The 26976-nt window shown below is 63.4% G+C and carries 24 protein-coding genes; 12 read left to right on the forward strand and 12 right to left on the reverse strand.

The window, feature by feature from the left end; translation table 11 throughout:
- Window positions 1-78: 78 nt before the first annotated feature.
- A complete protein-coding gene (locus tag RMO89_RS06635; protein WP_310531987.1) occupies window positions 79-993 on the forward strand; it encodes an enoyl-CoA hydratase/isomerase family protein in 915 nt (304 codons plus the stop codon).
- Here the strand turns inward: RMO89_RS06635 and RMO89_RS06640 are convergent.
- From RMO89_RS06640 to RMO89_RS06660, 5 genes are all read right to left on the reverse strand, one after another.
- Window positions 904-2292, reverse strand: a complete 1389-nt coding sequence (locus RMO89_RS06640) for an amidohydrolase family protein (RefSeq protein ID WP_310531988.1) — start codon at window positions 2290-2292, stop codon at window positions 904-906. The genes RMO89_RS06635 and RMO89_RS06640 overlap by 90 nt on opposite strands.
- Entirely contained in the window at window positions 2286-3494 is a 1209-nt protein-coding gene (locus RMO89_RS06645; protein WP_310531990.1) for a CoA transferase, read from the reverse strand. The genes RMO89_RS06640 and RMO89_RS06645 overlap by 7 nt, the downstream gene beginning before the upstream one ends.
- Window positions 3484-4995: a class I adenylate-forming enzyme family protein gene (locus RMO89_RS06650; protein WP_310531991.1), complete on the reverse strand. Its 1512-nt coding sequence runs from the start codon at window positions 4993-4995 to the stop codon at window positions 3484-3486. Before RMO89_RS06650 ends, RMO89_RS06645 begins: the two co-directional genes overlap by 11 nt.
- A gap of 15 nt (window positions 4996-5010) precedes the next feature.
- Entirely contained in the window at window positions 5011-5301 is a 291-nt protein-coding gene (locus tag RMO89_RS06655) for a hypothetical protein (protein WP_310531993.1), read from the reverse strand.
- A 149-nt stretch (window positions 5302-5450) separates the two neighbouring features.
- Window positions 5451-6680, reverse strand: a complete 1230-nt coding sequence (locus RMO89_RS06660) for a CoA transferase (protein ID WP_310531994.1) — start codon at window positions 6678-6680, stop codon at window positions 5451-5453.
- A 301-nt stretch (window positions 6681-6981) separates the two neighbouring features.
- Here RMO89_RS06660 and RMO89_RS06665 point away from each other — a divergent pair, with 301 nt between their 5' ends.
- Window positions 6982-7266 carry a hypothetical protein gene (locus RMO89_RS06665; RefSeq protein ID WP_310531995.1) on the forward strand — a complete coding sequence of 95 codons (285 nt, stop codon included), beginning with the start codon at window positions 6982-6984 and terminating at the stop codon, window positions 7264-7266.
- Between the two features lie 79 nt (window positions 7267-7345).
- Here the strand turns inward: RMO89_RS06665 and RMO89_RS06670 are convergent, their stop codons facing one another.
- Both RMO89_RS06670 and RMO89_RS06675 read right to left on the reverse strand, forming a co-directional pair.
- Window positions 7346-7837 (reverse strand): MarR family transcriptional regulator, encoded by a 492-nt coding sequence (locus RMO89_RS06670; protein ID WP_310531996.1) that lies wholly within the window; start codon window positions 7835-7837, stop codon window positions 7346-7348.
- A gap of 23 nt (window positions 7838-7860) precedes the next feature.
- Window positions 7861-9117 carry an acetyl-CoA C-acetyltransferase gene (locus RMO89_RS06675; RefSeq protein ID WP_310532043.1) on the reverse strand — a complete coding sequence of 419 codons (1257 nt, stop codon included), beginning with the start codon at window positions 9115-9117 and terminating at the stop codon, window positions 7861-7863.
- Window positions 9118-9306: 189 nt separating this feature from the next.
- Between RMO89_RS06675 and RMO89_RS06680 the strand changes: the two genes are divergently transcribed.
- From RMO89_RS06680 to RMO89_RS06690, 3 genes are all read left to right on the forward strand, one after another.
- Entirely contained in the window at window positions 9307-10992 is a 1686-nt protein-coding gene (locus RMO89_RS06680) for an MFS transporter (protein WP_310531997.1), read from the forward strand.
- A gap of 108 nt (window positions 10993-11100) precedes the next feature.
- Window positions 11101-13332, forward strand: coding sequence for a TonB-dependent receptor (locus RMO89_RS06685; protein ID WP_310531998.1), 2232 nt, complete (start codon window positions 11101-11103; stop codon window positions 13330-13332).
- 68 nt (window positions 13333-13400) lie between these two features.
- Window positions 13401-14468 (forward strand): dihydrodipicolinate reductase, encoded by a 1068-nt coding sequence (locus tag RMO89_RS06690; protein WP_310531999.1) that lies wholly within the window; start codon window positions 13401-13403, stop codon window positions 14466-14468.
- Here RMO89_RS06690 and RMO89_RS06695 read toward each other — a convergent pair.
- Window positions 14461-15333: a CoA ester lyase gene (locus RMO89_RS06695; RefSeq protein ID WP_310532001.1), complete on the reverse strand. Its 873-nt coding sequence runs from the start codon at window positions 15331-15333 to the stop codon at window positions 14461-14463. The two genes, RMO89_RS06690 and RMO89_RS06695, sit on opposite strands and share 8 nt — an antisense overlap.
- 161 nt (window positions 15334-15494) lie before the next feature.
- On the opposite strand from RMO89_RS06695, the gene RMO89_RS06700 reads away from it, so the two are divergent.
- Entirely contained in the window at window positions 15495-16721 is a 1227-nt protein-coding gene (locus tag RMO89_RS06700) for a cytochrome P450 (protein ID WP_310532002.1), read from the forward strand.
- The gene (locus RMO89_RS06705; RefSeq protein ID WP_310532003.1) at window positions 16718-17659 is read left to right on the forward strand and encodes an SDR family NAD(P)-dependent oxidoreductase; all 942 of its coding nucleotides are present in this window, start codon (window positions 16718-16720) and stop codon (window positions 17657-17659) included. The genes RMO89_RS06700 and RMO89_RS06705 overlap by 4 nt, the downstream gene beginning before the upstream one ends.
- Here RMO89_RS06705 and RMO89_RS06710 read toward each other — a convergent pair.
- From RMO89_RS06710 to RMO89_RS06720, 3 genes are read right to left on the reverse strand one after another with little or no spacing between them, the layout of a single operon-like run.
- A complete protein-coding gene (locus RMO89_RS06710) occupies window positions 17656-18516 on the reverse strand; it encodes an SDR family NAD(P)-dependent oxidoreductase (protein WP_310532004.1) in 861 nt (286 codons plus the stop codon). The two genes, RMO89_RS06705 and RMO89_RS06710, sit on opposite strands and share 4 nt — an antisense overlap.
- Window positions 18513-19751, reverse strand: coding sequence for an MFS transporter (locus tag RMO89_RS06715; RefSeq protein WP_310532006.1), 1239 nt, complete (start codon window positions 19749-19751; stop codon window positions 18513-18515). The genes RMO89_RS06710 and RMO89_RS06715 overlap by 4 nt, the downstream gene beginning before the upstream one ends.
- Before the next feature lie 46 nt (window positions 19752-19797).
- Window positions 19798-20460: a TetR/AcrR family transcriptional regulator gene (locus RMO89_RS06720; protein WP_310532007.1), complete on the reverse strand. Its 663-nt coding sequence runs from the start codon at window positions 20458-20460 to the stop codon at window positions 19798-19800.
- 105 nt (window positions 20461-20565) lie between these two features.
- Here RMO89_RS06720 and RMO89_RS06725 point away from each other — a divergent pair, with 105 nt between their 5' ends.
- From RMO89_RS06725 to RMO89_RS06745, 5 genes are all read left to right on the forward strand, one after another.
- Window positions 20566-21930: a hypothetical protein gene (locus RMO89_RS06725; protein ID WP_310532008.1), complete on the forward strand. Its 1365-nt coding sequence runs from the start codon at window positions 20566-20568 to the stop codon at window positions 21928-21930.
- A complete protein-coding gene (locus RMO89_RS06730) occupies window positions 21927-23342 on the forward strand; it encodes an acyl-CoA reductase (protein WP_310532009.1) in 1416 nt (471 codons plus the stop codon). The genes RMO89_RS06725 and RMO89_RS06730 overlap by 4 nt, the downstream gene beginning before the upstream one ends.
- Before the next feature lie 9 nt (window positions 23343-23351).
- Window positions 23352-23645, forward strand: coding sequence for a DUF1330 domain-containing protein (locus RMO89_RS06735; RefSeq protein ID WP_310532010.1), 294 nt, complete (start codon window positions 23352-23354; stop codon window positions 23643-23645).
- Window positions 23645-24433, forward strand: coding sequence for a phosphatase PAP2 family protein (locus RMO89_RS06740; RefSeq protein WP_310532011.1), 789 nt, complete (start codon window positions 23645-23647; stop codon window positions 24431-24433). The genes RMO89_RS06735 and RMO89_RS06740 overlap by 1 nt, the downstream gene beginning before the upstream one ends.
- Before the next feature lie 85 nt (window positions 24434-24518).
- Window positions 24519-26090: an AMP-binding protein gene (locus tag RMO89_RS06745; RefSeq protein ID WP_310532012.1), complete on the forward strand. Its 1572-nt coding sequence runs from the start codon at window positions 24519-24521 to the stop codon at window positions 26088-26090.
- Here RMO89_RS06745 and RMO89_RS06750 read toward each other — a convergent pair.
- Window positions 26087-26875, reverse strand: a complete 789-nt coding sequence (locus tag RMO89_RS06750; RefSeq protein ID WP_310532013.1) for an enoyl-CoA hydratase/isomerase family protein — start codon at window positions 26873-26875, stop codon at window positions 26087-26089. The genes RMO89_RS06745 and RMO89_RS06750 overlap by 4 nt on opposite strands.
- Window positions 26876-26976 lie beyond the last annotated feature (101 nt).

Here is a 26976-nt window from a genome sequence, read left to right on the forward strand (position 1 = left end):
ATGGAAATCTGCTAGGATAACGGGGTTAAGGCCTATCCGGGTTTCATTACGCCATAGCTACACGCCAGAGGTATTTTCTTGCCCGACAGCACCTGTCTGATTGTCGAAAACTGCTTCGACTCGGGGTTCGACTCGGGCGAGCGGCTTCCGGCATGCCCGATTGTGGCTATCGGCGAATCGCGTTCCGGGGCACTCGATTGGGCCGACGTAGTGGTTGCCGATCGCCTGGCGGCGGATCGGATCGCCGCACATGTACAGGCCAATCCGAACGCAGCGCAGGTGATCGTCGGGCTGTTACGTGAGCTGCCGAAGTTGTCGCTGGCCGATGGGCTGGAGAGGGAGTCGCTCACTTACGGGGTGCTTCAAGCGGGCGACGAGTTTCAATCCTGGCTCGAAAATCGAGCGCCAGTGGAGGCCTCCGCGCCCGGCAAGGTGTGCGCCGAGCGCGTTGACGATACGCTTCATCTGCAACTCGACCGTCCTGAGGCAGGCAATGCCATCGACGTGTCCATGCGCGATGGGCTCAGCGAGATGCTGCAACTTGCTGTGATCGACACTTCCATCCGGCGCATCGTCCTCACGGGGGCGGGGCGCTCGTTTTCGCTGGGAGCAGACTTGGCCGAATTCGGCACAACGCGCGATCCGGCAGAGGCGCATGCCATCCGCCAACAAACGCTGCCGGCCCACTGGGCGGCGCGTTGCGGCGACCGGATGGAGGTCCGTGTTCAGGGAGCCTGCGTCGGGGCGGGGCTTGAATTGGCGGCCTTTGCTGGTCGGATCATCGCCGGACCGCGGGCATGGTTTCAACTGCCCGAACTGGCGATGGGGCTGCTTCCCGGGGCTGGCGGCTGCGTTTCCCTGACCCGCCGGATTGGCCGGCACAGGACGGCCGAGTTGATCCTGTCAGGCCGGCGCCTGAACGCCCGCGAAGCCCTCGCCTGGGGCTTGGTGGACGAGCTTGCCGCCGATGAAGGTGGCGCGAACAAGGTCTGATTTCAGGGACTTGCGAGCCTCCTGCCAAGGCTGGTGCAGCAGGCAGAGGTCAGCCGGGGCGCCGATTTCCAACGTCCTCTGGCGGGACCGATCATCGGGATCGGCGAGATATAGCGCCACGGCTTCTTCTGCCGTCAGCGCTTCGTTAGCCCCGATGCAATGCCCTTCCGCTGTGCGCCGCGTCATGGCTGATTGCATTGCCAGCCACGGATCGAGCGACCCGAACGGCGCGTCGCTGCCTGCCACCAATGGAATACCGGCCTTGAGGAAGGACGCCTGCCGGTAGAGCAGAGGGACGAGGTCTGGTTCGACATCGGTCAGGTACTGGTCGCCCCGTTCGGCTATGAAATGCGGTTGGCCGCAGACGGCGACGCCCAGTTCGGCCATCTGGGCAATGTGGCTGTCGCGCGCGATGCCGGCGTGTTCGATGCGGTCGCCCGGTAGCGCGCCTGCTTCGGCAATGGCGGCGAGAGTGAAGACCAGTTCGGTCTCGGTCGTGCAATGTGAGGCGACTGGACGGCCTGAAGCATGGGCGGCGCGAACGAAGGTCACAGTTTCGTCGAAATCAGGCAGCGCGTTTTCGTGCAGGTGCAGCTTGGCCGGGCCCGAGCCGAGAGCCAACGTGCCGGCGAGACGCATGGTTTGCAACAAGCGCCCCGTCGCCTCTTCCTCAGCAAAATGTGCCGCCATTTCCGGGCCGTTCGACGGCGACATGTCAGTCACCCCGATCACGCCGAACGCGGCAAGTTCGCGCGAAACGGCGTCAAAAGCCGGCGGTGCTGCGCCCAACACGCTCCGCAGCCATGTGTCTTCGTCGAACAGGCGGCCTGTCGGTTTGCCGTGTTCCATCTCGAGTCCGGGCGGTGGCGCGGCTTTTGCCAGAACGAGCGCGAGTCCGGCAGAATTGAACAGCCACATCCGCCCTGACCGGTGCTGGATGCGCAGAGGTCGATGCGAGCAGATCGTGTCGAGATCGCGCGCGTTTGGCAGGCCCGCCACGCTCTCGTGATAAAGGATGCCGCGCAGCCAACCGGTGCCGGGTGCTGCCCCAAGTCTCTTGGCGAGGTCACTGGCATCTCGCACTTCTGGCGGGCCGCAGACGATGGATTGCCGCCGTACAGCCGTTGCCGCGAGGTGGATATGATGATCGTGCAGTCCCGGCAGCACGGCTGCTCCGCCTGCGTCGATCACCACTTCGCCGGGTTGCGGCGAGAGGGTGCCAATGGCCGTGATGATGCCGCCTTCAGTGCGCAGGTCGGCAAGGCCCGCCAGCCAGACTTCGGCGTTCCGGATCAGCATCGCAACCACTGGCTGGTATCGCTGCCGAGCGGCCGAACCGGCTCGCGCATGCTGCGACGTGAAACGGCGGGAAAGGGTTGGCCGCGTCCATTGCTCCATGCCAGCAATTCGCGGTCGATTGCTGCACGGTCAATAGCCCGCTCTTCCGCCAAAGCCATGGCTCCGATGGCGCTCATCGACAGCACCGTGCGGCAGGCTTCGCCGTTCAGCCACGACTGCCAGCCCAGTTTTGCCGCCATGATCCCGGTCAACGGATCGGTGAGCGCGTCGCCCACATAGCCCATGTCCCCGCCAGCTTCGACCATCGCCCGGCTAAGTCCAGCGGCGACCGAGCAATCGTTGCCAACCCCGGCCCAATGCGCCGCATCGCCGCGCGCGCCGTGGCCGGTGACGCTGAGCCAGACCAGGCCCGGCGTCTCGCGCACGATCTGGTCGGCATCGATACCGAGGTGCGCCAGTGCGCGCAGCCGTGAGGATTCGATGACCATGTCCGCCCGCCGGATCAGTGCGATCACTGCATCGCGCTGCGCGGCGTCTGTCAGGTCTGCGAGCGCGCTGGCCTTGCCCTGATTGATCAGGTCGAACGTCGCCGGATCGTCGCGGCGGATCAGGTCCGGGCGGGAGGGGTTTTCGACTTTCACAACTGTGGCGCCAGCAAGCCAGAGCAGATGGCCAGCGAGTGGGCCCGCCCAGATTGCGGAAAGATCGACCACCAGCGGCGCGCGTCCTTTGGGCGGCTCGCGGGTCGGGCCAATGGCGGTGCGGACATGCGGCGGGCTGGCGGGGGCTTCGTCTGCTGAGGCAGCTGGCAGGCCCAGGTCGCGCGCGCGGGCCAGCAAGTCATCGCAGTCCCAGCGCAACACTTCGGCGGCGAGGTGCTCGTCACATATCGGCCCGGCACAATCGATCCCGAGCATGGCCGGCACCAACGCGCGATCTTCGTCCCGCAACAAGGTCAGTGCAAACCAGCCGCCGTCGCGCGTTGGCATCAGGCGGCTGCCGCCGAGCCCTGCCGAACGCAGGCCAGGGACGAAATAACCGCCGTTCGACGCCCGTTCGCCAAGCAGAGTCGCGCCATCGAGCTGCGCTATCGCCGCCGAACCAGTGATCTCGGCCAGTTCGGCAAGCTGGCGACTGGCCCAGCGGGAAAGCGGAATGGCCGGGGAGGGGGGCGATCCGGCTTGGGACGGATCAGCTGGCAAGGATTGCCCGGATTTCGCGGCGCAGCAGCTTGCCCATTTCGTTGTAGGGCAACTCGGCCACGAAAATGATCTTTTCGGGCACGCGGCTTGACCGCAGTCGGGCGCGGACCAGTTCCTTGAGTTCGGCTTCGTCCGGTTGTTCGGCACCTTGACGCAGCACCAGCGCGATGCCGACGGCTTCACCCCATTCCACCGACGGCACCGCGCAGGCGCAGGCATCGGCGATGGCGGGGTGAGTCAGCAGGACATCCTCGATCTCGCCGGGGCTCATGTTCTCGCCGCCGCGCACAATCACATCATCGGCGCGGCCCGAGAGGAACAGGTAACCGTCCTCGTCAATGTAACCAGCGTCGCGGGTGGGGAACCAGCCGCCTTCGACCAGCGCGCTCTTGCCCTTGTATTCGCCCGACACCTGATCGCCGCGCACATAGATTTCGCCGGGCTCGTTCGGCCCGAGAACGCGGCCCTCCTCGTCGCGGATCTCGATCTCGACCGTGGGCAGCGGCTGCCCGAGCGAGGACAGGCGCGCGCGGATCTTCGGATCGTCGGAAGCGATGGCAGCGCGGTGTTCGTCGGGGCCGAGGAGGGCAATGGTCGAGCTGGTTTCGGTCAGGCCGTAGGCATTGGTGAAACCCGCCGAGGGGAAGCGTTCGAGCGCCTTGGTGATCACCTCGACCGGCATCTTGCCGCCGCCATAGGCTATCGCGCGGAGCGACGAGACGTCGGTTTCGGGCGCCTTTTCAAACGCCTCGATGATGCGACCGAGCATGGTCGGCACGACGAAGGCGTTGGTCACCTTCTCGCTCTCGACCAGTGCCAGCCAGCCCTCGGGCGAAAATGCCGGGAGCATGACGATCGTGCGATTGGCGTAGATCGAGCTCATCAGCGCGGAAATGCCGGCGATATGGTATGGCGGCACGACAACCAGCGCTGCATCGCTTTCGTCCGCAGCGGCGAATTCCACCGTGCCCAGGATATAGCCCAGCAGGTTTGAATGGCGCAGGATCGCGGCCTTGGGGGCTGCCGTCGTGCCGCTGGTGAACAGCTGCACGGCCACGCCTTCACCCATGTCGTATTCGCGGGAATCGTCGGCCGGCACAGTTTCTTGCGCCTTGAGGCTGAACTCCTCACGGCTGTAGATTGTGTGGCCCCAGTCACGCTCGAATCCGGCCTGAAGGCGCGTCACACGCTCTTCATCGCCGACGACGAGGGCAGGGCTGATGCGGTCGAGCAGCGCGGCCAGATCGGCATCGGCCAGCCGGTAATTGAGCGGGCAATAGGGCACCCCGGCCAGCGCCGCACCGAACAGGGCGATGACAGAGGCTTCGCTCGATTCATCAAGCAGCGCGACATATTCCGCGCCCGATTCCTGGATCAGTTCGAATGCCCCGCGCGCGGCGGCGAGCAAGTCGCCATAGGTCCAGCGCTTGCCGTCGCAGACGAGCGCTATGCGGTCCGGCGCGGCCTCTGCGGCCATTTCGAGGAGCAGCGAAATGTTCATGGGATTGCGGGCTTGTCAGTCCGAGGCCGGAAGCGGCTTCGCGTCCTTGGTGACAAGCGGGGTGCCGTCGACCGAAAGCGAACCCTTGCCGGGCTTGACGCAAAGCAGTTCGAACTTGCCGCCCTCATCAACGTAACGCTTGCCCATCAGGGTGCCGTTCGCATGGTCGGCGCTCAGTTCCGCAGGGTCTGCCGGCTTGGCTTCGCCCATCGGCGTACCGCCGCATTCGATCGTGCCTTCGCCGCAGCGGATTACCATCACTTCGGTGTCGCAGGCAGCGCTTTTCAGACGGGTACCGGGTTTCATGCCTTACATCCTCGATCCTGTGCGCCATGCGGCACGTACATCCGGCTCTTACGCCGCGAGCGCGGCCAAGCGCAAGGCGATCACTTTACCGTGGGTGAAGTCTTCGTGGCAGCGTTATGCAATAGCGCATTTCGCCAAGTTGAAGCGGGTTATGCAATCGCGCCCTTGGCCTTGTATTCCTCGATCTTGTCCCAATCGATGCCCATTTCCATGAGGACAATCTCGGTATGCTCGGAAGCGATGGGTGAGCGGGTGGTGACGGTGGCTTCGCCGTTGAACTGCACCGGACCGCGCACCAGCTTGAGCGGCTTGTCGCTGCCGTCGGCTGCCGCAACCTCGATTATCATGTCGTTTGCGAGTGCCTGTTCGTCCGAGAGCAGATCCTGGAAGGTCTGGATCGGTGCCCACTGGCCGGTGTAGGATTTGAGATGCTGGCGCCAGTAATCGAAAGTCTGGCCAGCGAAGGCCTTGACCAAGTAGTCCGAGCAAGCCCCGGCATTCTCGAACAGGGACACGGCATCGGCAAAACGCGGGTCGTCGGCCAGTTCGGGCAGGCCGACATGCTCGAACAGGCTGCGGATGTGCGCGGTGGGGGAGAGCGTGCACATGTTGATCGTGCCGCCGTCCGACGTCGTGTAATTGCCCTGGAACGGATTGCGCGATGCGCCGCCGGTGCCGGGCATCTGGTTGCGCGAGCTGACGCCGGTTTCGGCAACCTGCGCAATCATCGCGCCCGATGCCCAGATGGCAGTGCTGAGCAAAGAGACGTCCATTACCGGGCTTTCGCCGGTGCGCTCGCGGTGGAGCAGGGCTGCAGAAATGCCGCCGGCAATGAACATGCCGCCGATCGAATCGCCGAATGCCGGGATGCCCTGGCCGAGCGGGCCGGGCAATTCATCAGGCGTCATGGCCATGGCAATTCCGCTGCGCGACCAGAACGCCGTGCCGTCAAATCCGCCCACGCCGGCCTCCGGGCCCTTGGCGCCGAAGGCACTGCCGCGTGCATAGATGATGTTCGGGTTCACCGCCTTGATATCGTCGACGTCGAAGCCGAACTTCTTGCGCTGGTGGGGCAAGTAGTTGGTCAGGAACACGTCCGACTGCTTGGCAAGTTCGAGCAGGACCTCACGGCCTTCGGGTGTGGTGATATCGATGCCGACCGAGCGCTTGCCACGGTTGGGATGTTCGAACAGCGTGTGGCGCTGCGGATCGAGCGTGACACCGCCCATGTTGAGGAAGCCGCGCTGCGTATCGCCGCGGACAGGATGCTCGATCTTGATGACGTCGGCGCCCCAATCCGCGAGGATTGCGCCTGCCGCAGGCACGAAAGTGTACTGCGCCACTTCCAGAACCCGGATCCCGTCCATTACCTTGGTCATTGCCTGATTAACCCTATCCACTCTTGTCCCTGCGGGTTCCCCGCTTGCAGCGTTCCTGCTCGCACAACCAGCAAGGCGCAACCGGCGCCCCATCGCTGCGACGATCAACGCTGAATTTGAGCGCGAACCTTATGGCCTGATCGCTGCGCCGATAGCTGATCAGCGCCAGTTCTCCAGCCGATTGTGGTTTATGCAACTGCTCTTGCAGTTTTTGCGATTGCGCGCGCGCGAGAACTTACTAACCAAGGTTAGTTAATAGGTTTGGCGATTCTGCTCTAGCCTCCCCGGAGTCCCCTTTTTCATGAACAAGTTCCTTCCGCTCGCCCTCGCAGCAACGCTTGCCAGCTTTTCGGTCCTGCCGGTTGCCGTTCACGCTGAAGAAGCTACCCAGTCGATCACCGCCGGCAAATCGCTTTACAGCGCCAAGGGCAACCGCATTGCCGCGATCTATCGCGTGACGCAGGCCGGTGCCGTGCAGGTCATACTTGAAGGCAAGCTGATCACCGTCCCGACCGACACGCTGTCGCAGGACAATGGCAAGGTTGTCACCACGCTGACCAAGGCCGAGCTGCTCAAGAGCCGCTAAGCCAGCATACATTGCTGAAGATGTGAGGGCGGTGCTGCAAGGTGCCGCCCTTTCCTATGCGCCGGTTCCGAGTGAGAGGTCAGTGCGCCAGATTCTGGCGCAGCTTTTCCAGCAGGCGGTCAAATTCCGCGAGTTCTTCGTCGGAGAAATTGCGGAACACGCGGATTTCGTTCTGTCGGGCATATTCGCCGAGCTTTTCGAGCATCGGCGTGGCCTTGTCAGTCAGGTGGACAGCGCGGGCGCGGCGGTCGTTGTCGGCCTCGGTCCGGCGCAGGTAGCCATCGGCGCAAAGCCGGTCGATCAGGCGGCCAGCTGATGCTTCGGACATTTCGAGCAGCTCGGCGATCTTGCGCTGGGTGGTCCCAGGAAAGCGCGAGACAACCGCGATCAGCGCCCATTGCGAGCGCGTGACGCCGAAATCGCTTACGCTGCGATCGAAATCCTGGCGCAACATGCGGCCGATCAAAATGATCAGCCGGCCAATCTCTCGCCGCGGGTTGCCTTGTCCGTCGATGGCGTCATCCTCCCAAGCATGAAGCCCAGACTGCACCATAGCAGCGCGGGGACGCATGGCGAGTCCCCGCGGTGTGGCCGTTAGTCCAGCCGTTCGATGATGATCGCCGGAGCCATGCCGCCCGCTGCGCACATGGTGATCAGGCCATAACGTCCACCCGTGCGCTCCAGTTCGTCGAGCGCAGTGCCGATCAGGATCGTGCCCGTGCCGCCAATCGGATGGCCAAGCGCAATCGATCCGCCGTTCGGGTTGACCTTGGCGCGATCAAGGTCGAGGTCGCGGATCAGTTTTTCGACGACGACGGCGAAGGCCTCGTTGACTTCCCAGACATCGATATCGTCCTTGGTCAGGCCGGCCTTGGCGAGGACCTTCTTGGCTGCCGGCACTGGTGCATTGAGCATCAGCGTCGGGCAATCGCCGGTCTCTGCCATGGCGACGATGCGCGCGCGCGGTTTGAGGCCATTTGCCTCGGCATATTCCTTCGAAGCGAGCAGGATCGCCGACGCGCCATCGACGACGCCGGACGAGATTCCAACGTGGTGGATCGGCTTGATGTCGATGTCAGGATAGACCTGGTTGATCAGCTGGCGGAAGGTCTTGCCGTCCTTAACCGACGGCATGTCGAGGAACATCTCGAACGCCGGCTTCAGTTGGGCGAGGCCTTCAAGCGTGGTTTCGGGGCGGGGGTATTCCTCGTGATCGAGGATAACGTTGCCTTCATCGTCCTTCACCACGATGGTCGACTTGTCGAAGCGGCCCTCTGCCAATGCCTTGGCGGCGCGCTGCTGGCTTTCGTAGCCAAACTGTTCGAGCTCTTCGCGGGTGATGCCTTCCATCGCGGCGATGGCATCGGCGCAGACGCCCTGGTTCGATTGCGGGTGCTTGGCCTGCAGGCGGGGATTGCCCGCGCCCATGCCGCCGCCGCTGAGCCCCGCTTCACGCATCTTCATGCCGTACATGTTGACGTAGCTCATCATTTCCATGCCGCCGGCGACGACAAGGTCATGCGCGCCGGCCATGATCATGGCGGCGGCGAAGTTGGTCGAGGTGATCGACGAACCGCAGAAGCGATTGAGTGTGACGCCGCCGGCACGGACATCGTATCCGGCGTCGAGCGCAGCGTTGCGGCCGATGTCACCGGCCTGCAGGCCGATGCCGGCCGAAACGCCCCAGATGACGTCATCGACGTCAGCCGTGTTGAGGTTGTTACGCTCTTTGAGCGCAGCGAGCACGGTTGCGGAAAGGTGTTCCGGGTGCATGGCGGAAAGCGCGCCCTTGCCCATCTTGCCGATCGAGCGGGGGGTGCGGACGGCATCAATGATATAGGCTTCGGCCATGTCGGGCTCCGGATGCTTGAAGGTCTCGGCTCGCATTTGTGCGCCCTGCCGCCATTTGGCAATGCAAAGGGCGGGGGAGAGGGGCCTTGCATCGTGGCGGCGATTGCGGGCAATGGCCTTGTCATGCGGCAAGGGCTCGGGCAGCCTAAATGCACACGGCCCGAAAGTGCCGGAAAGGGGTGATTGCAGGTGTCAGACATCGGACAGGCCAGTGGCCCGGCGAATGGGGGCGCATCGCAGGGTGGCACCTTTGCGCCGCTGCGCGAAAAGACCTTCCGGCGCATCTGGACCTCCAGCCTGTTTTCCAATTTCGGCCAGCTTATCCTCGGCGTCGGCGCGGCATGGGAAATGACCAAGCTGAGCAACGACCCCAGCATGGTCGCGCTGGTGCAGACCGCACTGATGCTGCCGCTGATGCTGGTCGCCGTGCCTGCCGGCGCGCTGGCCGACATGTTCGACCGCCGCAAGATCGCGCTCACCGGGCTGGCCTTTGCGGCCGTGTCCGGAGCGGCGCTTTCGGCGCTGGCCTTTGCCGGGCTGACGACTCCGTGGCTGCTGCTGGCGTTCTGCGTGCTGATCGGCGCGGGCGTTTCGCTCTATTCGCCGTCGTGGCAGGCCTCGATCGGCGAGCAGGTTTCCAATGAGCATCTGCCGGCCGCCATCGCGCTCGGCACGATCAGCTATAACCTTGCGCGCAGTTTCGGTCCGGCGCTGGGCGGTCTGATCGTGCTGGCCTGGGGGGCGCAGGCGGCATTTGCGATCAATGCTGCGGCCTATGTCCCGCTGTGGATCGCCTTCCTGTTCTGGACGCGGCGGCACGTGCCATCTCGCCTGCCGCCCGAGCGGCTCGACCGCGCAATCGTCACCGGCGCGCGCTACGCGCTCCACGCGCCGCAGATCCGCTCTGTCTTGGCGCGAGCCTTCCTGTTCGGTTTCGCCAGCGCACCGCTCAGCGCGCTGGCGCCGCTGATTGCCAAGAACCAGTTGCAGGGCAATGCCGGCACTTATGGCCTGATGCTCGGCGCGGCCGGAGTCGGCGCTGTGTTCGGTGCGCTCCAGATTGCGCGGGTGCGCAAGGCGCTCGGCACCGAACGCGCGGTGCGCCTGATGGCGCTGGGCACCGGCGCGTTCATGGTTGTCATCGCCTTCACCAAGTCGGAACCAGTGGTGCTGTTGGCGATGTTCTTCACCGGCGGCTTTTCGATCATGTCCTACTCGATGCTCAACGTCGGCGTGCAGCTGACCGCGCCGCGCTGGGTGACGGCGCGGGCGCTGTCGCTGTTCTCGTCGGCGCTTACCGGCGGCATTGCTATCGGTTCGGCGGTGTGGGGCGGAGCTGTTGCGCATTACGGGTTGCCGCTGGTCTTTGCCGTGTCGGGGTTCGCCGTGATGCTGACGATCATCGTCGGTTTCATCTCGCCGCTGCCGCACAGCGACGGGGAGGGGCAGGACACCATCGGATTGGATAACGAGGTGGCGGTATCGCTTGACCTGTCGATGCGATCGGGACCGCTTTGCGTGGAGATCGAGTACGATGTCGATCCGGAACTGGCGCGCAATTTCTACGATGTCATGCGGCGCGTACAGAAGGTGCGGATGCGCAACGGCGGGTTCAACTGGACCATTTCGCGCGATATTGGCGCACCGAACATCTGGCTCGAACGTTATCATTGCCCGACCTGGGGCGACTATCTGCGCATGCGCGATCGCTATACAACGGCGGACAGCGACACCCAGGCCGAGGCTGACGCGTTCAACCGCTCAGGCCATGGCACGCGGGTGCGGCGCTGGCTGGAACGGCCCTATGGCTCGGTGCGCTGGCAGGCCGATTCACCTGACCCGAAGGTGGGCACGATCAACTACATGGGGCCATGATCGCGCGGGCGAAGTGATTTGCCTGCAAAAGGCTTGAACCAATCTCGGCGCTGCCTAGTCCTCTTCCCGAACTGCGACACAAGGATCGCAGATGGAGGAGGGCTACCTATGAAGGCGTTTCGATTCAAACTGGTTGCTTCGGTTATCTCGCTCAGCATTGCTGCGGCAGCAGCACCGGCATTCGCGCAAGCAGCCGATGAGATTGACGGTCCCGACGACGGCGAAATCGTCGTCACCGCACAGCGCCGCTCGGAAAAGTCGGTCGACGTGCCTATCACCATCACCGCGATCAACGCTTCGCAGCTTGAGACGGCAAACGTCCAGAACCTTGCCGACATCAGCAAGCTGACCCCGGCACTGCGTTTCGACAATGCGGGCGGCTGGTTCCAGCCGACGATCCGCGGTGTCGGCACGCCGGTCGCTACTTCAGGCGGCGGTGCCAATGTCGGCATCTATGTCGACAATTTCTATTCGCCCAATCCGCTCGCTGCCAATTTCCAGCTGATGAAGGTGCAAGGCGTCGAAGTGCTCAAGGGACCTCAAGGGACCCTGTTTGGCCACAACACCACGGGCGGCGCGATCCTTGTCCGCACGGCTGATCCGAGCACCGAAACCGGCGGCCAGATCAAGGCATCCTATGGCCGCTTCGACGAGTTCAAGAGCCAGGCCTATTTCACCACCGGCCTGACCGAGAGCGTCGCCTTCGATGTTGAGGGCATGTACAGTCGCGGCGATGGCTGGCTGACCAACGTGGTCAACGGAGTCCGTCAGGGGCATTACGAGAACTGGTCGGTCCGCACCGGCCTGAAAATCAATTTCTCGGACAGTGCCTCGCTGTTGCTGCGTTATCAGCACGCCGAAACCGACGATCCGACCCCGGCACTGACCGCGACTTACCGTGATCCTGTGTTCGGCAGCGGCGCGCCGTGGTTTGCCGCGCCGGCGGACGTTACCTTCGATCCTGACAAGATCGCTTCGCGCCATAAGCAGCATATCCGCAGCAACACCGACATCTTTCAGGCGACTCTCAAGGCTGACCTCGGTTTTGCCGACATGGCCAGCTACACCCAGTACCGCACCGAAAAGTCGGATATGAGCCTGACGCTCAGCTACAACGGCACCGGGATCTTCGAAATCGGCCTGCCGATCGAAAACAAGACCTGGAGTCAGGAAGTGCTGTTCACTTCCAAGCCGGGCACTGCCCTGCAGTGGACCGCCGGTGTCTTCGCTTTCGGCAACAAGGACACCTGGCAGGTCCTTTCGGACAATGCCCAGCCTACCCGCGTCCGCATCGGCGGATCGGGCACCAATACCAAGACGCTCGCTGCTTTTGTTGACATGACCTACGAGATCAGCCCGCAGCTGTTCCTCACCGCCGGCGGTCGCTTCTCGCATGACAGCGTGACCGGCGCCTATTTCAACACCTTCAACCTGCCGCCCTTCGATCCGACCTTCAAGCAGCCGCTGGGTGACATTTCGAGCAATCACTTCACCCCGCGCGTGGTGCTCCGCTACAAGCCGAACAGCACTTCGAGCATCTATGCTTCGTTCACGCAGGGCTACAAATCGGCGATCATCGATGCTGGCGGTTCGTGCCAGAACGCCCCTGCCTACAAGTGCAACGATGTCGCTCCCGAAAAGATCAACGCCTTCGAACTGGGCTACAAGTATTCCGATCGCGGTGTCACGGTCGACCTTTCGGCGTACTATTACGACTACAAGAATCTGCAGGTTTCGGCCTACCTTGCCGGGCGGGCCAATATCCTCAACGCCGCCAATTCCGAGATCTACGGACTTGATGGCCAGGTCAGCTTCCGCGTCAGCGACAGCTTCACGCTCAATGCCGGCGCGGCCTATACCCATGCCCGCTACAAGCAGTTCAACAATGCACCGGTCTACACCCCTTGCAGCGCCTTCCCGGCGGGCAGCGGCGCGAACTGCCTTGATGCGGCGGTGCTGAACAACGGGATCACTTTCCTCGTCATCCCGACGACGTTGAAGAACGTCACCATGCAGCGCACGCCGGAATTCACGGCTACCGTGGGTGCGCGCTATTCGACGCAGGTGGCTGACGGGAAGCTCGATCTTAGCGGGAACCTCTATTATTCGTCGAAGTTCTTCTTTGGACCGTCGGGCATCCAGTTCCCGCAGGAAGGTTATGCCACCTTGGCATTGCGGGCGGCGTGGACCGATCCCAGCGATCACCTGACTTTCGCGGTCTATGGTGAGAACGTCACGAACAAGCGCTACCTGACGCAGGTGCAGTATTCGAACTTCGGCATCGGCGCGAACTGGTCAAAGCCGGCGAGCTACGGCGTCGAGGTTGGCGTCAAGTTCTGACAAGTTGAAGTAACTGACGCGGGCGGAACCTTTCCGCCCGCGTCCAATGTCATAACGGGAGAATTAACATGGCCGGCGAAGGCAAATACCGGGTAATCCAGTGGGCTACCGGCAATGTCGGCACCCGCGCCATGCGGGCCGTGGTCGAACATCCCGACATGGAACTGGCCGGCCTGTGGGTCAGCAATCCCGACAAGGCCGGGCTCGATGCCGCAAGGCTGGTAGAACGCGATGTTGGCTATGAGGGCACTTGCCCGGATACCGGCGTGATCGCGAGCCAATCGGCGGCAGACATGGTCGCCACCCCGGCGGACTGCGTGCTCTATATGCGGCAGGGCACGGACATTGCCGAGCTGTGCCAGCTGCTCGCTTCGGGCAAGAACGTCGTCACCACGCGCGGTGATTTCCACGACCCAGCAAGCATGGCCCCCGAAACCCGCGAGCGGATCGAGGAGGCCTGCGCCGCCGGCAACAGCTCGATCTATTCGACTGGTTCCAGTCCGGGTTTCATTACCGAGGCCATGCTGCTGCCGATCGTCTCGATGTCGCGCCAGCTCGATTGCGTGACGATTGACGAATATGCCGACATGACCAGCCGCAATTCGCCCGACTTGATTTTCAACGTCATGGGCTACGGCGTTTCGGTCGGCCAGTTCGACCAGCGGAAGGTCGATTACGTGAAGCACGATTTCGCCGCCAGCCTTGCTCAGGTGGCCAAGGCTATCGGGTTGGAGATCGACGAATGGCGCGCCTTTGGCGAGCTTTCAGGCGCGAACAGCACAGTTCAGATCGCTGCCGGCACGATTGAGGCTGGCACCGTCGGTGCCCAGCGCATCACCATCGAGGGCGTCAAGGACGGCAAGCCGCGCCTGCGCTTCCGCGCCAACTGGTACTGCACCACCGACATTGAGCACCACGATTGGAACCTGCGCGAAAGCGGCTGGAAGGTGCTGGTCGAAGGCGGCACACCGATGGAAGTGAACATCACATTCCCGGTGGACGAGGCGACTTATCCGAGCGTCACGCCCGGCTTCACCGCCCACCGCGCCGTCAATGCCATCCCCGCCGTCTGCGCCGCCGCCCCGGGCATCCGCACCACGGCAGACATGGCGCACGTGCTCGCCCGCTTCAGCTGAGCGCGGCGATACGTTCCGCTATGGCCACGAGCCGCTTCGCCTGATCAAGGTGAAGTAGCTCGGCCATCTTGCCATCGACCCGGATCGCGCCCTTGCCGGCATTTTCCGGGAGGGCAAAGGCGGCGATGATCGCGCCAGCCTGCGCCAGTTCCGCTTCGCTGGGTGAGAACACTTCGTTGCACGGGGCGATCTGGTCGGGGTGGATCAGGCTCTTGCCGTCGAAGCCGTAGAGCAGGCCCTGTTCGGCTTCGCGGCGGAACACATCGAGGTCGCGGAACTCGTTGCACACGCCGTCAAGCACCGCGATGCCATGCGCCCGCGCCGCGCAGACCGCGAGGGTGAGGGCGGGCAGGAACGGCGTCCGCTCCGCCGTCAGCTTGGCGCGCATTTCCTTGGCGAGATCGTTGACCCCCATGATCCACAGCGACAGCCGCGTCGATCGCGCGGTGGCGGCGACGGCATCAAGCTGGCCAACCACCGCGCATGTTTCGATCATCGCCCACAGCTGCATCGAGGCAGGGGCGGATCGCAGCGCACTTTCGCAGGCTTCAATGTCCGCCGGTGACGATACCTTGGGCACCAGCACGGCATCGGCCCCGCTCGCGGCGATAGCGGCAAGGTCTTCCGCGCCCCATTCGGTGTCGAGTCCATTGGCCCGGATCGCCACTTCGCGGGCGCCGAAGCCGCCCGCCTTGACTGCCGCAACCGCCGCCGCGCGGGCCTCCGCCTTGGCTTCGGGCGCAACGGCATCTTCCAGGTCAAGGATGATGACGTCGGCGGGCAAGGACCGTGCCTTTTCAATCGCGCGTGCGTTTGAAGCTGGCATGTAGAGGGCGGAACGGCGGGGGCGGTCAGGGGCGATCATGGCTTGGCTCCAGAGGTACGTCCGATTGCCCTTTCGCGCTGAAGCGTCGCCCGTCAATCCCGTCGCAGCGGATCGGCTTGACGGAATGTTTAATTTGCCACAGACCTGTCGAACAAGAGTTCAGCCGTATGGGAGCCGACGGACTGAACCGGGAGAGAACCATGGCAACAGCCGCTGAGCTTGCAATTCCGCCGCATGTCCGTCCGGGCCTTGTCTGGAACGCCGATTTTGACGCGTTCACCTCTGAAGGCAATGATCCCTGGGCGGCCATCTGCCGCCTCCATGATGGACCGCCAGTCCGCTGGTGCACCAATGTCGCCTATGGCCGCTCTGGCTGGGTGGTTACCCGCCATGACCTGATCAGCGAAGTCATGATCGATTACGAAAACTTCACCGCGGAACGCCACGGCATGATCGCTGACCTTGTGGGCGAAAACGTGCGCCTCAATCCTATCGAGATCGATCCGCCGGCGCACCACGGCTATCGCCGCATCCTCAATCCGCATTTCACCCCCAAGGCGCTGCGCGAACTGGAAGTGGCAGTGCGCAAATCGGCGAGCGAACTGATCGACCATTTCGCGGCGCAGGGTGGCTGCGAATTCGTCTCCGACTTCGCGATTCCCTATCCGTCTTACGTCTTCCTTGATCTGCTAGACATGCCGCGTTCGATGCTGGACCAGTTCATCGAATGGGAGGATGGCATCATGCGCGCGCCCGACATGATGGACCGGGTGAAGGCGGCGCGGTCTGTCTATGCCTATCTCAAGGCACACCGCGAAAAGCAGTTGGAGACCGCCGGCAATCCGCTGCTCGATGCCATGGTTCACGGTGAGGTCGATGGCCGCGAGCTTACCTATCTGGAATCGATGGGCATGTTCTACGTGCTCTATGTCGGAGGGCTGGACACGGTCTATTCGACCCTCGGCTGGATATTGCGGCATCTTGCGATGGATCCAGACCTGCAGGACCGGCTGCGCGCCGATCCCGAGTTGATCGGCCCGGCGGTCGAGGAATTCGCCCGCGCCTATTCGGTGGTCGTTACGCACCGCAACCTTGCGCGCGATCACGTGTTCCACGGGGTGGAGATGAAGGCGGGGGACGAGATCCACTTGCCGCTGATGCTCGCCGACCGCGATCCGGAGGTGTTCGCCGATCCGCACGTAGTCGATATCGACCGCAAGGCCCGGCACATCGCCTTTGGCACCGGCACGCACAATTGCCTTGGCATTCACCTCGCCAAGCGCGAACTGCGGATCGTGGTTGAACTGTTCCTCGAACGGTTCCGCAACATCCGCATCCGCGAGGGTGAGGACTATCGCTATCACACCGGGCGCACCTTCGGCGTCGAATTCCTGCCCCTGGTCTGGGATGCCGAGCCCGCCGCATGACGATCAGCTACGAAGGTCAGGTCGTCGTCGTGACCGGCGCGGGCGGGGGCCTTGGCCGGACCTATGCCATCGACATCGCGCGACGCGGCGGCATGGTCGTGGTCAATGACCTTGGCGGGGCAACCGACGGGTCTGAAGGCAACGAACAGAAAAGTTATGCCGATGCAGTTGTCGATGAAATCCGCGCGGCTGGCGGCATCGCTGTCGCCAATTATGACAGCGTGGCCAGCGAAGCGGGCGGCAAGGCGATCATTCAATGTGCGCTCGACTCTTTCGGCCGCATCGATGGCGTGATCGCGAACGCCGGGACCATGCGTTATGGCGATTTCGAAGACCTGACGCTGAACGATCTCAACGCTCTGTTGGCGGTCCATGTCGGCGGATCATGGAACGTGGCACAAGCTGCCTGGCCGCATATGAAGGCGCAGGGCTATGGCCGTCTGGTCTTCACCACCAGTTCCGGCGGCACGCTCGGCAATGCGGCGCTCGCGGCCTATGGCGCGGCGAAGGGCGGGGTCATGGGGCTGACGCTCAACCTTGCACTGGCCGGAGCGCCGCACGGCATCCTGTGCAATGCCGTCATGCCCAATGCGATGAGCCGCATGACGATGGAAATGGATGCCGCCAAGATGGGCAATAATCCGTGGTCGCGATCCATGTGGCCCTATTTCGATCCGGGCTACACGACCGGGCTGGTGTCCTACCTTGCCAGCAAGGCCTGCACGACGAACCACGGTATCTATTCGATGCTCGGCGGACGGCTGGGCCAGACTTTCGTCGGCGTGTGCGATGGCTATGCGCAGGACGCGCCGATGGATGCCGAAACGGTCGCGGCGCACTGGGACGCGATCAACGATACCGCCGCCGGCTTTGGCGTTCCGGCCAACAATGCGGATGAATTCCGTATCGTGGCCGAACTGCGTGGGCTGAGCGCCTAAATACCGATCTTGGCGAGGATCGCTTCACTTTCTTGCCACAGCCGCGCGGCGGCGGCATCGTCAAGCGCGGCGGGGGCGGGGGTCTCCTCGGACTTCTGGTAGAAATAGCGCCCCGGTTCGCGCCCGCCTTCGGGATCGGTGGCCAGCCAGACGATGGTTTCGGCTGGTTCGTCGGGCGAGACAGTGGGCGCGGCGGCCATGTGCTTTTGCATGCTCTCATCACCGTGGCTGGCGAAATTGCTCGCGACGACGCCGGGATGCATGGCCTGCGCGACAATGCCGTCGCCGGCCAAGCGCCGCGCAAGTTCGCGGGTGAACAGGTTGTTGGCCAGCTTAGCGCGGCAATAGGCCATGTTGGTGTCCGAACCGAAGCTCTGCAGGTCGTCCCAGTCGAGGCCGTCTGGCCGGCGGTGGGCGCTTGATCCGACCGCAATGACCCGCACCGATCCGGCGGGCTGGCTCTCCGCAGTTGCTTTCAGCAGCTGCAGCAGCTCGCGCGTCAGCAGGAACGGGGCGAGATGGTTCGCAGCGAAGGTCGCCTCGGTGCCGTCCGCCGCCTCGATGATGCGGTCGCGTACGCCGCCAGCATTGTTGACCAGCACGTCTAGCCGGGGCGTGAGCGCCTTTACCTCGTCCGCCACGCGCATGACGTCCGTCATGGAGTCAAAATCGCCGCGCAGCATGGTGAAGCTGCCGCCGTCCTGCGCGGCTGCCTCGATCTCGGCAATTGCCGCCGCGCTGCGCGATGGATCGCGGCCGGTGCCGATGACTTGCCAGCCCTTGGCAACCAGCATCCGCGCGGCGGACTTGCCAATGCCGGCGCTGGCTCCGGTGATGACGACGACGGGACGGGTCATTCGAACACTCCTTGTTCAGGCTCTATGGGGCCGTCGCTCACTGTCGGAGCGCGGGCGGCGAGGTAGATCAGCACGGCGCCGATGACCGTGGTCACCGCCGCCAGCATGAGGAATGAATCGTAGCTTTCGGTCCGCCGCAGCGTGAAGCTCATGAACAGCGAACCCATAGCCGAGCCAAGCCCGATCGATGCGGTGACGAAGCTTTGCAGCAGGCTGAAATTCTTCATGCGGAATTTGCGACTGACGAGGAACGAACCGATGTCGCCCTCCGCCCCTTGCGCCAGGCCGATGATCAGCACCGCGCCGACCAGCACGCAGGTTGCCGTCAGTGTGGAATAGAGCACGAGGTAGCCGATCGCCGGGATAGCCAGCGTCGCCAGCGCCACTGCCCTTGCAGGCACCCGGTCGAGTGCCAGCCCCGTGCCGAAGCGGCCGATGATCACGCCGATCGAATAGAACGAGATCATCCACGCGGCGAGCATTTCACTCACCCCGCTCTCCTGCACGACGAGCACCATCTGCGACGAGACGAAGACCTGGGGCAGGTTGACGAGGATCATGCCGCCGACCAGCAGCAAGAACGCCGGATGGCGCAGCAGGGCGAGAAATTCGCCCATGCCAAGGTGCACCTCGTGGCGGGCAGGCCGCGCCTTGTTGGCAGACCGCCCCATCACGGTGATGGCAATGATCCCCGCCATGGCGGAAAGCGCTGCCAGCGTCAGCCAACCCGAACGCCAGCCATGTTCGCGGATCAGCCGACCGAGCAGCGGCACGGCAATCGCGGCGACGAGCGGCGGGCCGGTCATCAGCAAGGACAGCGCCATGCCGCGCGCCGCGTCGAAACGCTCGACGATTACGCGCGCGAAAACCAGCGTCGTCGTCAGCACGCCGAATATGTGCTGGACGAGGTAGATCGCGAAAAACTGCACGATCGATCCGGACATGAAGGTATAGGCGATGAAGCCCAGCGGGACGACCGTGAACCCGACCATCGCCGCCACCCGTGAGCCGAATCGGTCGGTGAAGCGGCCGGCCAGCGGGATCAGTGGCATGGTCAGCAAGGTGATCGACCCGATCAGCGCAAAGTCCGCGCGCGACCAGCCGAATTCCTTGAGCATGGCCGGCCCCAGCAGGTTCATCGTGTAGTGGCTGACGGCGGAACCCAGCGACATGCCGATCGCGCAGGCGAGCAGCGTGTGCCAGTTCAGTCCGAATTCCTTGGCATATCCTGTCATGGCTCTCCCCTCCTTTTGGCTTGTTCTTGTCGGTATTCGTGTCGTTCTAACGTGGCCGCATCCCGTCAAGGAACAGATCGACGGCAAAGTCGACCAGGGCATCGATGTGGTCCGCTGCGGGTGGTTCGCCGGCGACGATTTGGCGCACCGGGCCGCTCACCACCATGGAAAGGAACACGCTGGCTGCCAGTTTGGGATCGGCGGCACGCACGCGGCCCTGCGCTGCCTCGCGTTCCAGAAGTTCGACGATGAAGTCCGTCACCGGCTTCGCGCTTTGGTTGTAATTGAGCATCAGCAGCTGCGGGAACCGGAAACTTTCGGTGTTGATGATCCGTTGCAGGCGCAGGCCGTTACGCGTCCGGACCAGCCCGATGCGCTGCCGCCCGATGGCGCGCAAGGTTTCGCGCAGGCTCCCGCTGTCGAGCGCGCGAAGGTCTTTGGCCGGCACAATCTGCCGCTCGATCGCGCGCTGCACCGATGCGAGGAACAGCGCCGCCTTGTCGGGGAATTTCGCATAGACCGTGCGCTTGGTCATGTTCATGCGCACGGCGATCATCTCGATCGTCGTCAGCTCGAACCCATGCTCAAGAAACATGTCGAGCGCGGTGCCGAGCAGTTCCTCGGAACGTGCCTCAGCCTGTTCCTTCGTAGGGCGTCCAGCGCCTCTCCGTGTGAGGGGGGGCCGGGTGAGGGGCAAAGTATCTTTCAAATCAGGGCCTTCGCATTTTTCACTTGCACAGCTCTCCGAATCACCAAATAATGATACGCATCAGTTGCCATTTGTCGAGTCTCGACATGGACCCTTGGGAAAAGGATGCGCGAAGTGACCTCTGCCGTCGAGAAATTGCTCAGCCATGTCGCTGCGCCCGATCGTTTCAACCACACCGCCGCCGAACTGCGCGACCTTCAGGTTGAGGCGCTCAACGAGCGATTCCAGGACCGCAAGGACAAGATCAAGCTGCTGCGCCACCGCGCCGAGGAAGCCGGGATCGAGGAGATCAAATCTGTCGAGGATATGGTCCCGCTGCTGTTCCCGCACACGGCCTATAAATCCTATCCCGAAAGCTTCCTGATGGAGGAACGCTGGGACCGCCTGACTAAGTGGCTCGGCACTGTCTCGCCCTATCCGATCGAAGGTGTGGACCTTGAAGGCATCACCGACATCGATGACTGGATCGCGCGGTTAGCGGCCAAGGGCTATTTCATCTCGTGCTCATCGGGCACCACCGGCAAGTCGGCCATGTTGATCGCCAGCCAGAAAGACATGGACTGGTCGAAGCTCGATACGGTGCAGGTTTTCTCGTGGGGGTCGGGCGTAAAGCCGGAAGCGAACCGCTATATGGTCGGCTGCGCGCCGGTAGCGACCGTGCCCAAGAACCAGACCATCGGCGAGGCCCAGACCAAGGCGTTTTCCGATCCCGCGCTGGGTCGCTGGAGCTATCCCGTGCCGCCGATCACCGTGGGATCGCTGACCAAGATGGTGGTGATGCGCAAGAAGATGGCAGATGGCACGGCCAGCCCGCAGGAGATCGCCGATTTCGAGGCAACCTCGGCTGGGCGCCAGCAGGTGCTCGACGATGCGATTGAACTCACCGCCCAGAATATCATTGAAAACCGCGACAAGCTGCTGATGGTCTCAGGCCTGTGGAGCGGGCTTTATGCCGTGGCCAAGGCCGTGCGCGACAAGGGCTATTCCGCCAAGGACTTCAATCCCGACAACTGCATCTATGTCGGCGGGGGGCTGAAGCGCGCGCAATTGCCGGCGGACTACAAGCTCTTTGTCCACGAAACCTTCAACATCCGGCCCGAGCAGGACTTCCAGAACTATTCGATGCAGGAGCTCAATTCCGGCATGCCCAAGTGCCGCGAGGGCAACCGCTATCACGTGCCGCCATGGATTGTGCCGATGATCCTCAACAAGGACGGCGATGCGCTGGAACCGTATGACGTGAACGGCGGCGAAATCGAAGGCCGCGCTGCCTTCTTCGACCTGTCGCTCGACGGGCGCTGGGGCGGGGTGATCTCGGGCGACAAGATCAGCCTTGATTACAGTCCCTGCGCCTGCGGCAACAAAGGCCCATCGATCCGCGACAATATCGCCCGCTATGCCGACCTTGAAGGCGACGACAAGATCGGCTGCGCTGGCACCATCGACGCTTATGTGAGGGGGGTGGCATGAACGCGCAGACTGAAACCGAGACCGGCGAACCCATCGTCTCAGCACCGTTTTTCCTGCGCGGCGAGCTTGTCGAAGGCACCGATGTCATCCAGAAATCGCGCGATTTGGGCGTGACCTTCGCCACGCCGAACATCCCGTTCGACAAGGCGATCCCCAAGCGCACCGAAGTGCCGCCGCTGCTCAATGTGCCGGTTAGCGAGATCATCGATTTCCTCGTCGAAACTGGCCAGCGCCTTGTCGCGCCGGACAACCAGTATGTCCACGAGTGTTTCGACCGCATGGCCTCGACACACATCCTGCCGCGCTCGGTGTTCGAAACGGTTGGCAAGCATGCGGTCGCCTATCTCGACAAGCGCATCCTGCAAGCCGAGGTTGAACAGAACTTCCGCGATCCCGGCGCGCTCGATGGCTGGGTGCCCAAGGAGGATTTCAACGGCCGCAAGGCCATGGTCCGCGCCTATGCGCCGCGCCTGATCCACGTCCTACCGGGCAATTCGCCGGGGGTGGCGGTCAAGTCGATCGCCCAAGGTGCGCTGGTCAAGGCGGTCAACCTGTTTAAGATGAGCAGCGCCGATCCGTTCTATACCGTCGCGATCCTGCGGACGATGGCCGAGATCGATCCCGATCACCCGATCGTCAAATCGATGAGCGCAGTTTACTGGCGCGGCGGCGACGCGGCGGTGGAGAACGTCCTTTATCGCCCGCAGTACTTCGACAAGATTGTCGCCTGGGGCGGCGGCGATGCGATCAACAATGTCGTCAAGTATCTCGGCCCGGGTTTCCAGCTGGTCTCGTTCGATCCCAAGACCTCGATTTCGATGCTCGGCAAGGAAGCGCTCGCCAGCGAGGAAATCATGGAGGAAACCGCGGCCAAGTGCGCGGCGGATCTGATGATGCTCAATCAGGAAGCTTGCGCCGCCAGCCGCTTCCAGTTTGTCGAAGGGCCGCAGGACAAGGTCGACCAGTGGTGCGCAAAATTCCAGCGCAACATCGCCGAACGCGCCGCGGCTTCCGGCGATGTCCGCCCGCTCTCGGTCGGCCTGCGCGACGAGGTCGAGGCGCTGATGATGATGGACGATGAATACGGCACCTGGGGCCGCGCCGACGGCAAGGGGCTGGTGATCCGTTCAGAAGAGCCGGTCGATTTCCACCCGATCAACAAGATCGGCAATGTCGTGCGCGTCGATAGCCTCGATGACTCGGTGAAATGGGTCAACGTCGCCACGCAGACCATCGGCTTTTACCCGTCCGAACGCATGGCCGATTACCGTGATCGGCTCGGCGCAGGCGGGGCGCAGCGGGTCTGCCCGCTGGGCGAGGCTGGGCCTTCGACCGTCGGCACGCCGTGGGACGGAATGTATCCGCTGCACCGCTTCGTGAACTGGATGGTCAACGAGAACGGCGTCGGCTAGCCCTTGGCCATGGCAACTTACATGATCTTCATTCGCGAAGGGACCATCGTCGATCACGAGGCGATGGCAGCCTATCAATCCGGCAATCGCGGCGCCAATGCCGCCGCCAGCGCGATGAAGCCGCTGGTCGTCTATGGCGAGCTTGAAACTCTTGAGGGCGATGCGGCAGATGGCGTTGTCGTGCTCCAGTTCCCGGATCGCGACGCGGCGAAGGCATGGTATTTCAGTCCGGAATATCAGGAAAAGGTCAAGCTTCGGCAAAAGGCGGCGCCTTACAGGTGCCTGATGGTGGAGGGATTGTGATGACGCGCAAGGGCTTTTGGATTGTTGGCGGGCTGGCTTTGTCGGTCATCGCTGCGGGGCAGGTATCTGGACAGCAGAGCGTGTTCAGCATGAAGCCGTACCTCGCGAAAGAGGCCGTGCCCGACAGCCTGAAGCTCGATCCACCGCCGCCCGCCAACGGATCTGCGGAAGAGGCGCGCGACAAGGCGGCGCAGAAGGCTGCGGTAAAGCTGCAAGGCACGCCCCGCTTCGCCCTCGCCGCGCGCGATGCAGACCTGACTTCGCCCCAAGCCACTAGCGCATTTTCCTGCGCCGCCGGGGTCGCGATCGGCCCGGTGACGACGCCGAAGATCGATGCGCTGCTGCGCCGCACGATGGGTTCGTTCGGGCTGGCTTCGGCGCCGACCAAGCAGAAGTACATGCGCAAGCGTCCCTTCGTGGTGAACGGCAAGCCGACCTGCACGCCGACGCAGGAAGGCATGCTCCGCACCAACGGCTCCTACACTTCCGGCCATTCCGGCATTGGCTGGGGCATGTCGCTGGTGCTGGCGGAGATATTCCCCGACCGTACGGCCGAACTCGTCGCGCGCGGCAGGGCCTTTGGCGACAGTCGCCGGATTTGCAACGTTCATTGGCTCTCCGATGTCGAGCAGGGTCAGGTGGTTGCCTCGGCCGTGTTCGCCCGGCTTCAGTCGGTGCCGGAGTTCCAGGCCGATTTGGCCGCCGCGCGGGAAGAGGCGAAGGCAGTCGCTGGAAGGCAGGCTCCCGCTAGCTGCGATGCCGAAGCGGCGGCGCTCGCACTGAAGTAGGCACTTGATCGCCGGGACGAAGGTGTGGCGATTGCATGCCCCCGGTGAGACGATAGGCTGGCCGCTCCCCATCACAGGAGCGGTCATGCCCGGTCATCATCCCTCGTCCCATGCCCGCAGCAAGCCCGATCATCCGGCGCTGGTAATCGCCGACACCGGTGAGGTGCTGACCTACCGCGAGCTGGACGAGCAATCGAACCGCTTCGCCCACGTGCTGCGAGCCCGGGGCTTGCAGCCGGGTGATCGCATCGGCGTGATGATGCGCAATTCGCTCCTGATGCCGGTGGTCTACTGGGGGGCGACGCGGTGCGGGGTGTTCGTGACGATGCTGTCAACGCATCTCAAGCCCGAGGAAGCCGCCTATATCCTTGGCGATTCCGCCTCGAAACTGCTGGTCCTCTCAGCGTCGGTGGGAGCCACGCCGCGCGCCTTGGCGGGCGAGGCGCGGGGGACCATTCCCGGCGTCGAGGCGATCCTGTTTGCCGATGACGATGAGGCAATTCCGGGCGCAACCTCCCTTGGCGAAGCCATGGCGGAGCAACCGTCCACGCCGGTGCCGGACGAGATTTCCGGCTTCCACATGCTCTATTCCAGCGGCACCACTGGCCGGCCCAAGGGCATCGCGGTGCCGTTCACGCCCGGCCCGATCGACGAGTTCAACCCGTCCGAGGGGCGGCCCGATATGTACCGCCCCTTCGATCCGCTCATCGCGTGGAACGCCGGCCCGCTGTACCACGCCGCGCCGCTGTCCGGCATGGTGATCACCCAGCGTCTTGGCGGCACTTTCGTCACCCTGCGCAAGTTCGATGCCGAGGAGACGCTGAAGGCCATCGACCAGTGGAAGGTCAACCACGCCCAGTTCGTGCCGACCATGTTCGTGCGCATGCTGGCGCTGCCTGACGAGGTGCGGGCAAAGTACGATCACTCCTCGCTCAAACTGGCGATCCACGCCGCCGCACCGTGCCCGGTTGAGATCAAGCGCCGCATGATCGACTGGTGGGGCAACTGCATCTTCGAATACTATTCCAGCACCGAAGGCGTCGGCGCCACGGCCATCACGGCGGAGGAATGGCTGAAGAAGCCCGGTTCGGTAGGCCGGTCAAGCATGGGCCCGATCCACATCTGCGACGACGATGGCCGCGAACTGGCCCCGGGCGAACCCGGCGTGATCTGGTTCGAAGCGCCCGAAGGACGGACGATCAATTACCTCAACGACCCCGAAAAGGCGCGCCGCTCAACCCATCCCGATCACGCCAACTGGTTCACGGTCGGTGACATCGGCCGGCTGGATGAGGACGGCTACCTGTTCCTCACCGACCGCAAGGACTTCATGATCATTTCAGGCGGGGTGAACATCTATCCGCAAGCGATCGAGGATTGTCTGATCGTCCACCCCAAGGTGATGGACGCGGCGGTTATCGGTGTGCCCGATCCCGAATATGGCGAGCGGGTGAAGGCCGTGGTCCAGCCAAAGGTCTGGGCCGATGCCGGGCCGGATTTAGAGAACGAACTGCGCGAATGGTGCGCGGGGCGCATTTCGGCCGTGACGTGCCCGCGCAGCTACGATTTCGTCGAGGAACTGCCACGCATTCCCTCAGGCAAGCTCGCCAAACATGAACTGCGCAAGGTATATGGCAACCCGGTGGCGACGGTCTAAATCTCCGGCAGGTCGTCCGGAATCCAGTTTGGCTGGCGCTTCTCCATGAAGCTCTTCATCCCTTCGCGCACCTCCGTGCCATAGGCGAGGGAGGCGAACATCGTTTCGAAGTCGATAGGCGCATACTGCTGGTTGAGCATCCGCTTCACATGCGCGCGGGCCTCGGGCGCGGCTTTCAGCAGTTCGACCGTCGCCTTCAGCGCCTCGGCGCGCAGGTTTTCGTGCGGCACGATCCGGCTGACCAATCCGATGCGGTGGGCCTCTGCCGCGTCAATCGAGCGTGCCGTGAGCAGCAAGTCACGCGCCTGCGCCATGCCGACATGGGCGGGCAACATTGCGGCGTATGTCGCATCGACAATCCCGCGCAGCAATTCGGGCACGCGGAAGGTTGCGCGTTCGGAGACCACCGCAACATCGCTCATCATCGCCACCAGCAGCCCGCCGGCCTGACAGATCCCGTTCACGGCGCTCACTACGGGGGCGTTCGATTCCCGGATAGCGACAAAGGGCAGGCTCTCGTACGTCAGCCCTTCAGGTACCTTTTCGTCGCCCGGCTCGTAACGCCCGCCAAGGTCACCGCCGGGGGCGAATACGTCGCCCGTCCCGGTGATGATCATCGCGCGCAGATCGTTGTTCTTGTCATTGACCAGCCGCACCGCGCGCTTGAGTCCGAAGTACATCGCCGGGGTAAAGGCGTTGCGCGCATGGGGGCGGTCGATGGTGCACCACAGGATAGGGCCTTCGCGTTCCAGCTTCAGGCATTCGGCGCCGACATTGAGATCCATGGGAAAGCTCCTTTGCGCCACCTGTGCCCCCAAGGCGCAGCGGCACGCAACCGGGCAAGGGCACTATCACCCCAGCGTTGCCGCCGGGTCTGGAACCTTGC

This window comes from Novosphingobium sp., assembly GCF_031424035.1.
Classification (GTDB): Bacteria; Pseudomonadota; Alphaproteobacteria; order Sphingomonadales; family Sphingomonadaceae; genus Novosphingobium.

Excerpts from the sequence above, each read along its gene's own strand:
- RMO89_RS06730 (WP_310532009.1), top strand. The coding sequence starts at position 21,927 with ATGAACGCGCAGACTGAAACCGAGACCGGCGAACCCATCGTCTCAGCA.
- RMO89_RS06735 (WP_310532010.1), top strand. The coding sequence starts at position 23,352 with ATGGCAACTTACATGATCTTCATTCGCGAAGGGACCATCGTCGATCAC.
- RMO89_RS06655 (WP_310531993.1), bottom strand. The coding sequence starts at position 5,301 with ATGAAACCCGGTACCCGTCTGAAAAGCGCTGCCTGCGACACCGAAGTG.
- RMO89_RS06665 (WP_310531995.1), top strand. The coding sequence starts at position 6,982 with ATGAACAAGTTCCTTCCGCTCGCCCTCGCAGCAACGCTTGCCAGCTTT.
- RMO89_RS06710 (WP_310532004.1), bottom strand. The coding sequence starts at position 18,516 with ATGACCCGTCCCGTCGTCGTCATCACCGGAGCCAGCGCCGGCATTGGC.
- RMO89_RS06675 (WP_310532043.1), bottom strand. The coding sequence starts at position 9,117 with ATGGCCGAAGCCTATATCATTGATGCCGTCCGCACCCCCCGCTCGATC.
- RMO89_RS06650 (WP_310531991.1), bottom strand. The coding sequence starts at position 4,995 with ATGAACATTTCGCTGCTCCTCGAAATGGCCGCAGAGGCCGCGCCGGAC.
- RMO89_RS06740 (WP_310532011.1), top strand. The coding sequence starts at position 23,645 with ATGACGCGCAAGGGCTTTTGGATTGTTGGCGGGCTGGCTTTGTCGGTC.
- RMO89_RS06725 (WP_310532008.1), top strand. The coding sequence starts at position 20,566 with ATGCGCGAAGTGACCTCTGCCGTCGAGAAATTGCTCAGCCATGTCGCT.
- RMO89_RS06715 (WP_310532006.1), bottom strand. The coding sequence starts at position 19,751 with ATGACAGGATATGCCAAGGAATTCGGACTGAACTGGCACACGCTGCTC.
- RMO89_RS06745 (WP_310532012.1), top strand. The coding sequence starts at position 24,519 with ATGCCCGGTCATCATCCCTCGTCCCATGCCCGCAGCAAGCCCGATCAT.
- RMO89_RS06685 (WP_310531998.1), top strand. The coding sequence starts at position 11,101 with ATGAAGGCGTTTCGATTCAAACTGGTTGCTTCGGTTATCTCGCTCAGC.
- RMO89_RS06705 (WP_310532003.1), top strand. The coding sequence starts at position 16,718 with ATGACGATCAGCTACGAAGGTCAGGTCGTCGTCGTGACCGGCGCGGGC.
- RMO89_RS06750 (WP_310532013.1), bottom strand. The coding sequence starts at position 26,875 with ATGGATCTCAATGTCGGCGCCGAATGCCTGAAGCTGGAACGCGAAGGC.
- RMO89_RS06660 (WP_310531994.1), bottom strand. The coding sequence starts at position 6,680 with ATGACCAAGGTAATGGACGGGATCCGGGTTCTGGAAGTGGCGCAGTAC.
- RMO89_RS06690 (WP_310531999.1), top strand. The coding sequence starts at position 13,401 with ATGGCCGGCGAAGGCAAATACCGGGTAATCCAGTGGGCTACCGGCAAT.
- RMO89_RS06640 (WP_310531988.1), bottom strand. The coding sequence starts at position 2,292 with ATGCTGATCCGGAACGCCGAAGTCTGGCTGGCGGGCCTTGCCGACCTG.
- RMO89_RS06700 (WP_310532002.1), top strand. The coding sequence starts at position 15,495 with ATGGCAACAGCCGCTGAGCTTGCAATTCCGCCGCATGTCCGTCCGGGC.
- RMO89_RS06695 (WP_310532001.1), bottom strand. The coding sequence starts at position 15,333 with ATGATCGCCCCTGACCGCCCCCGCCGTTCCGCCCTCTACATGCCAGCT.
- RMO89_RS06670 (WP_310531996.1), bottom strand. The coding sequence starts at position 7,837 with ATGCGTCCCCGCGCTGCTATGGTGCAGTCTGGGCTTCATGCTTGGGAG.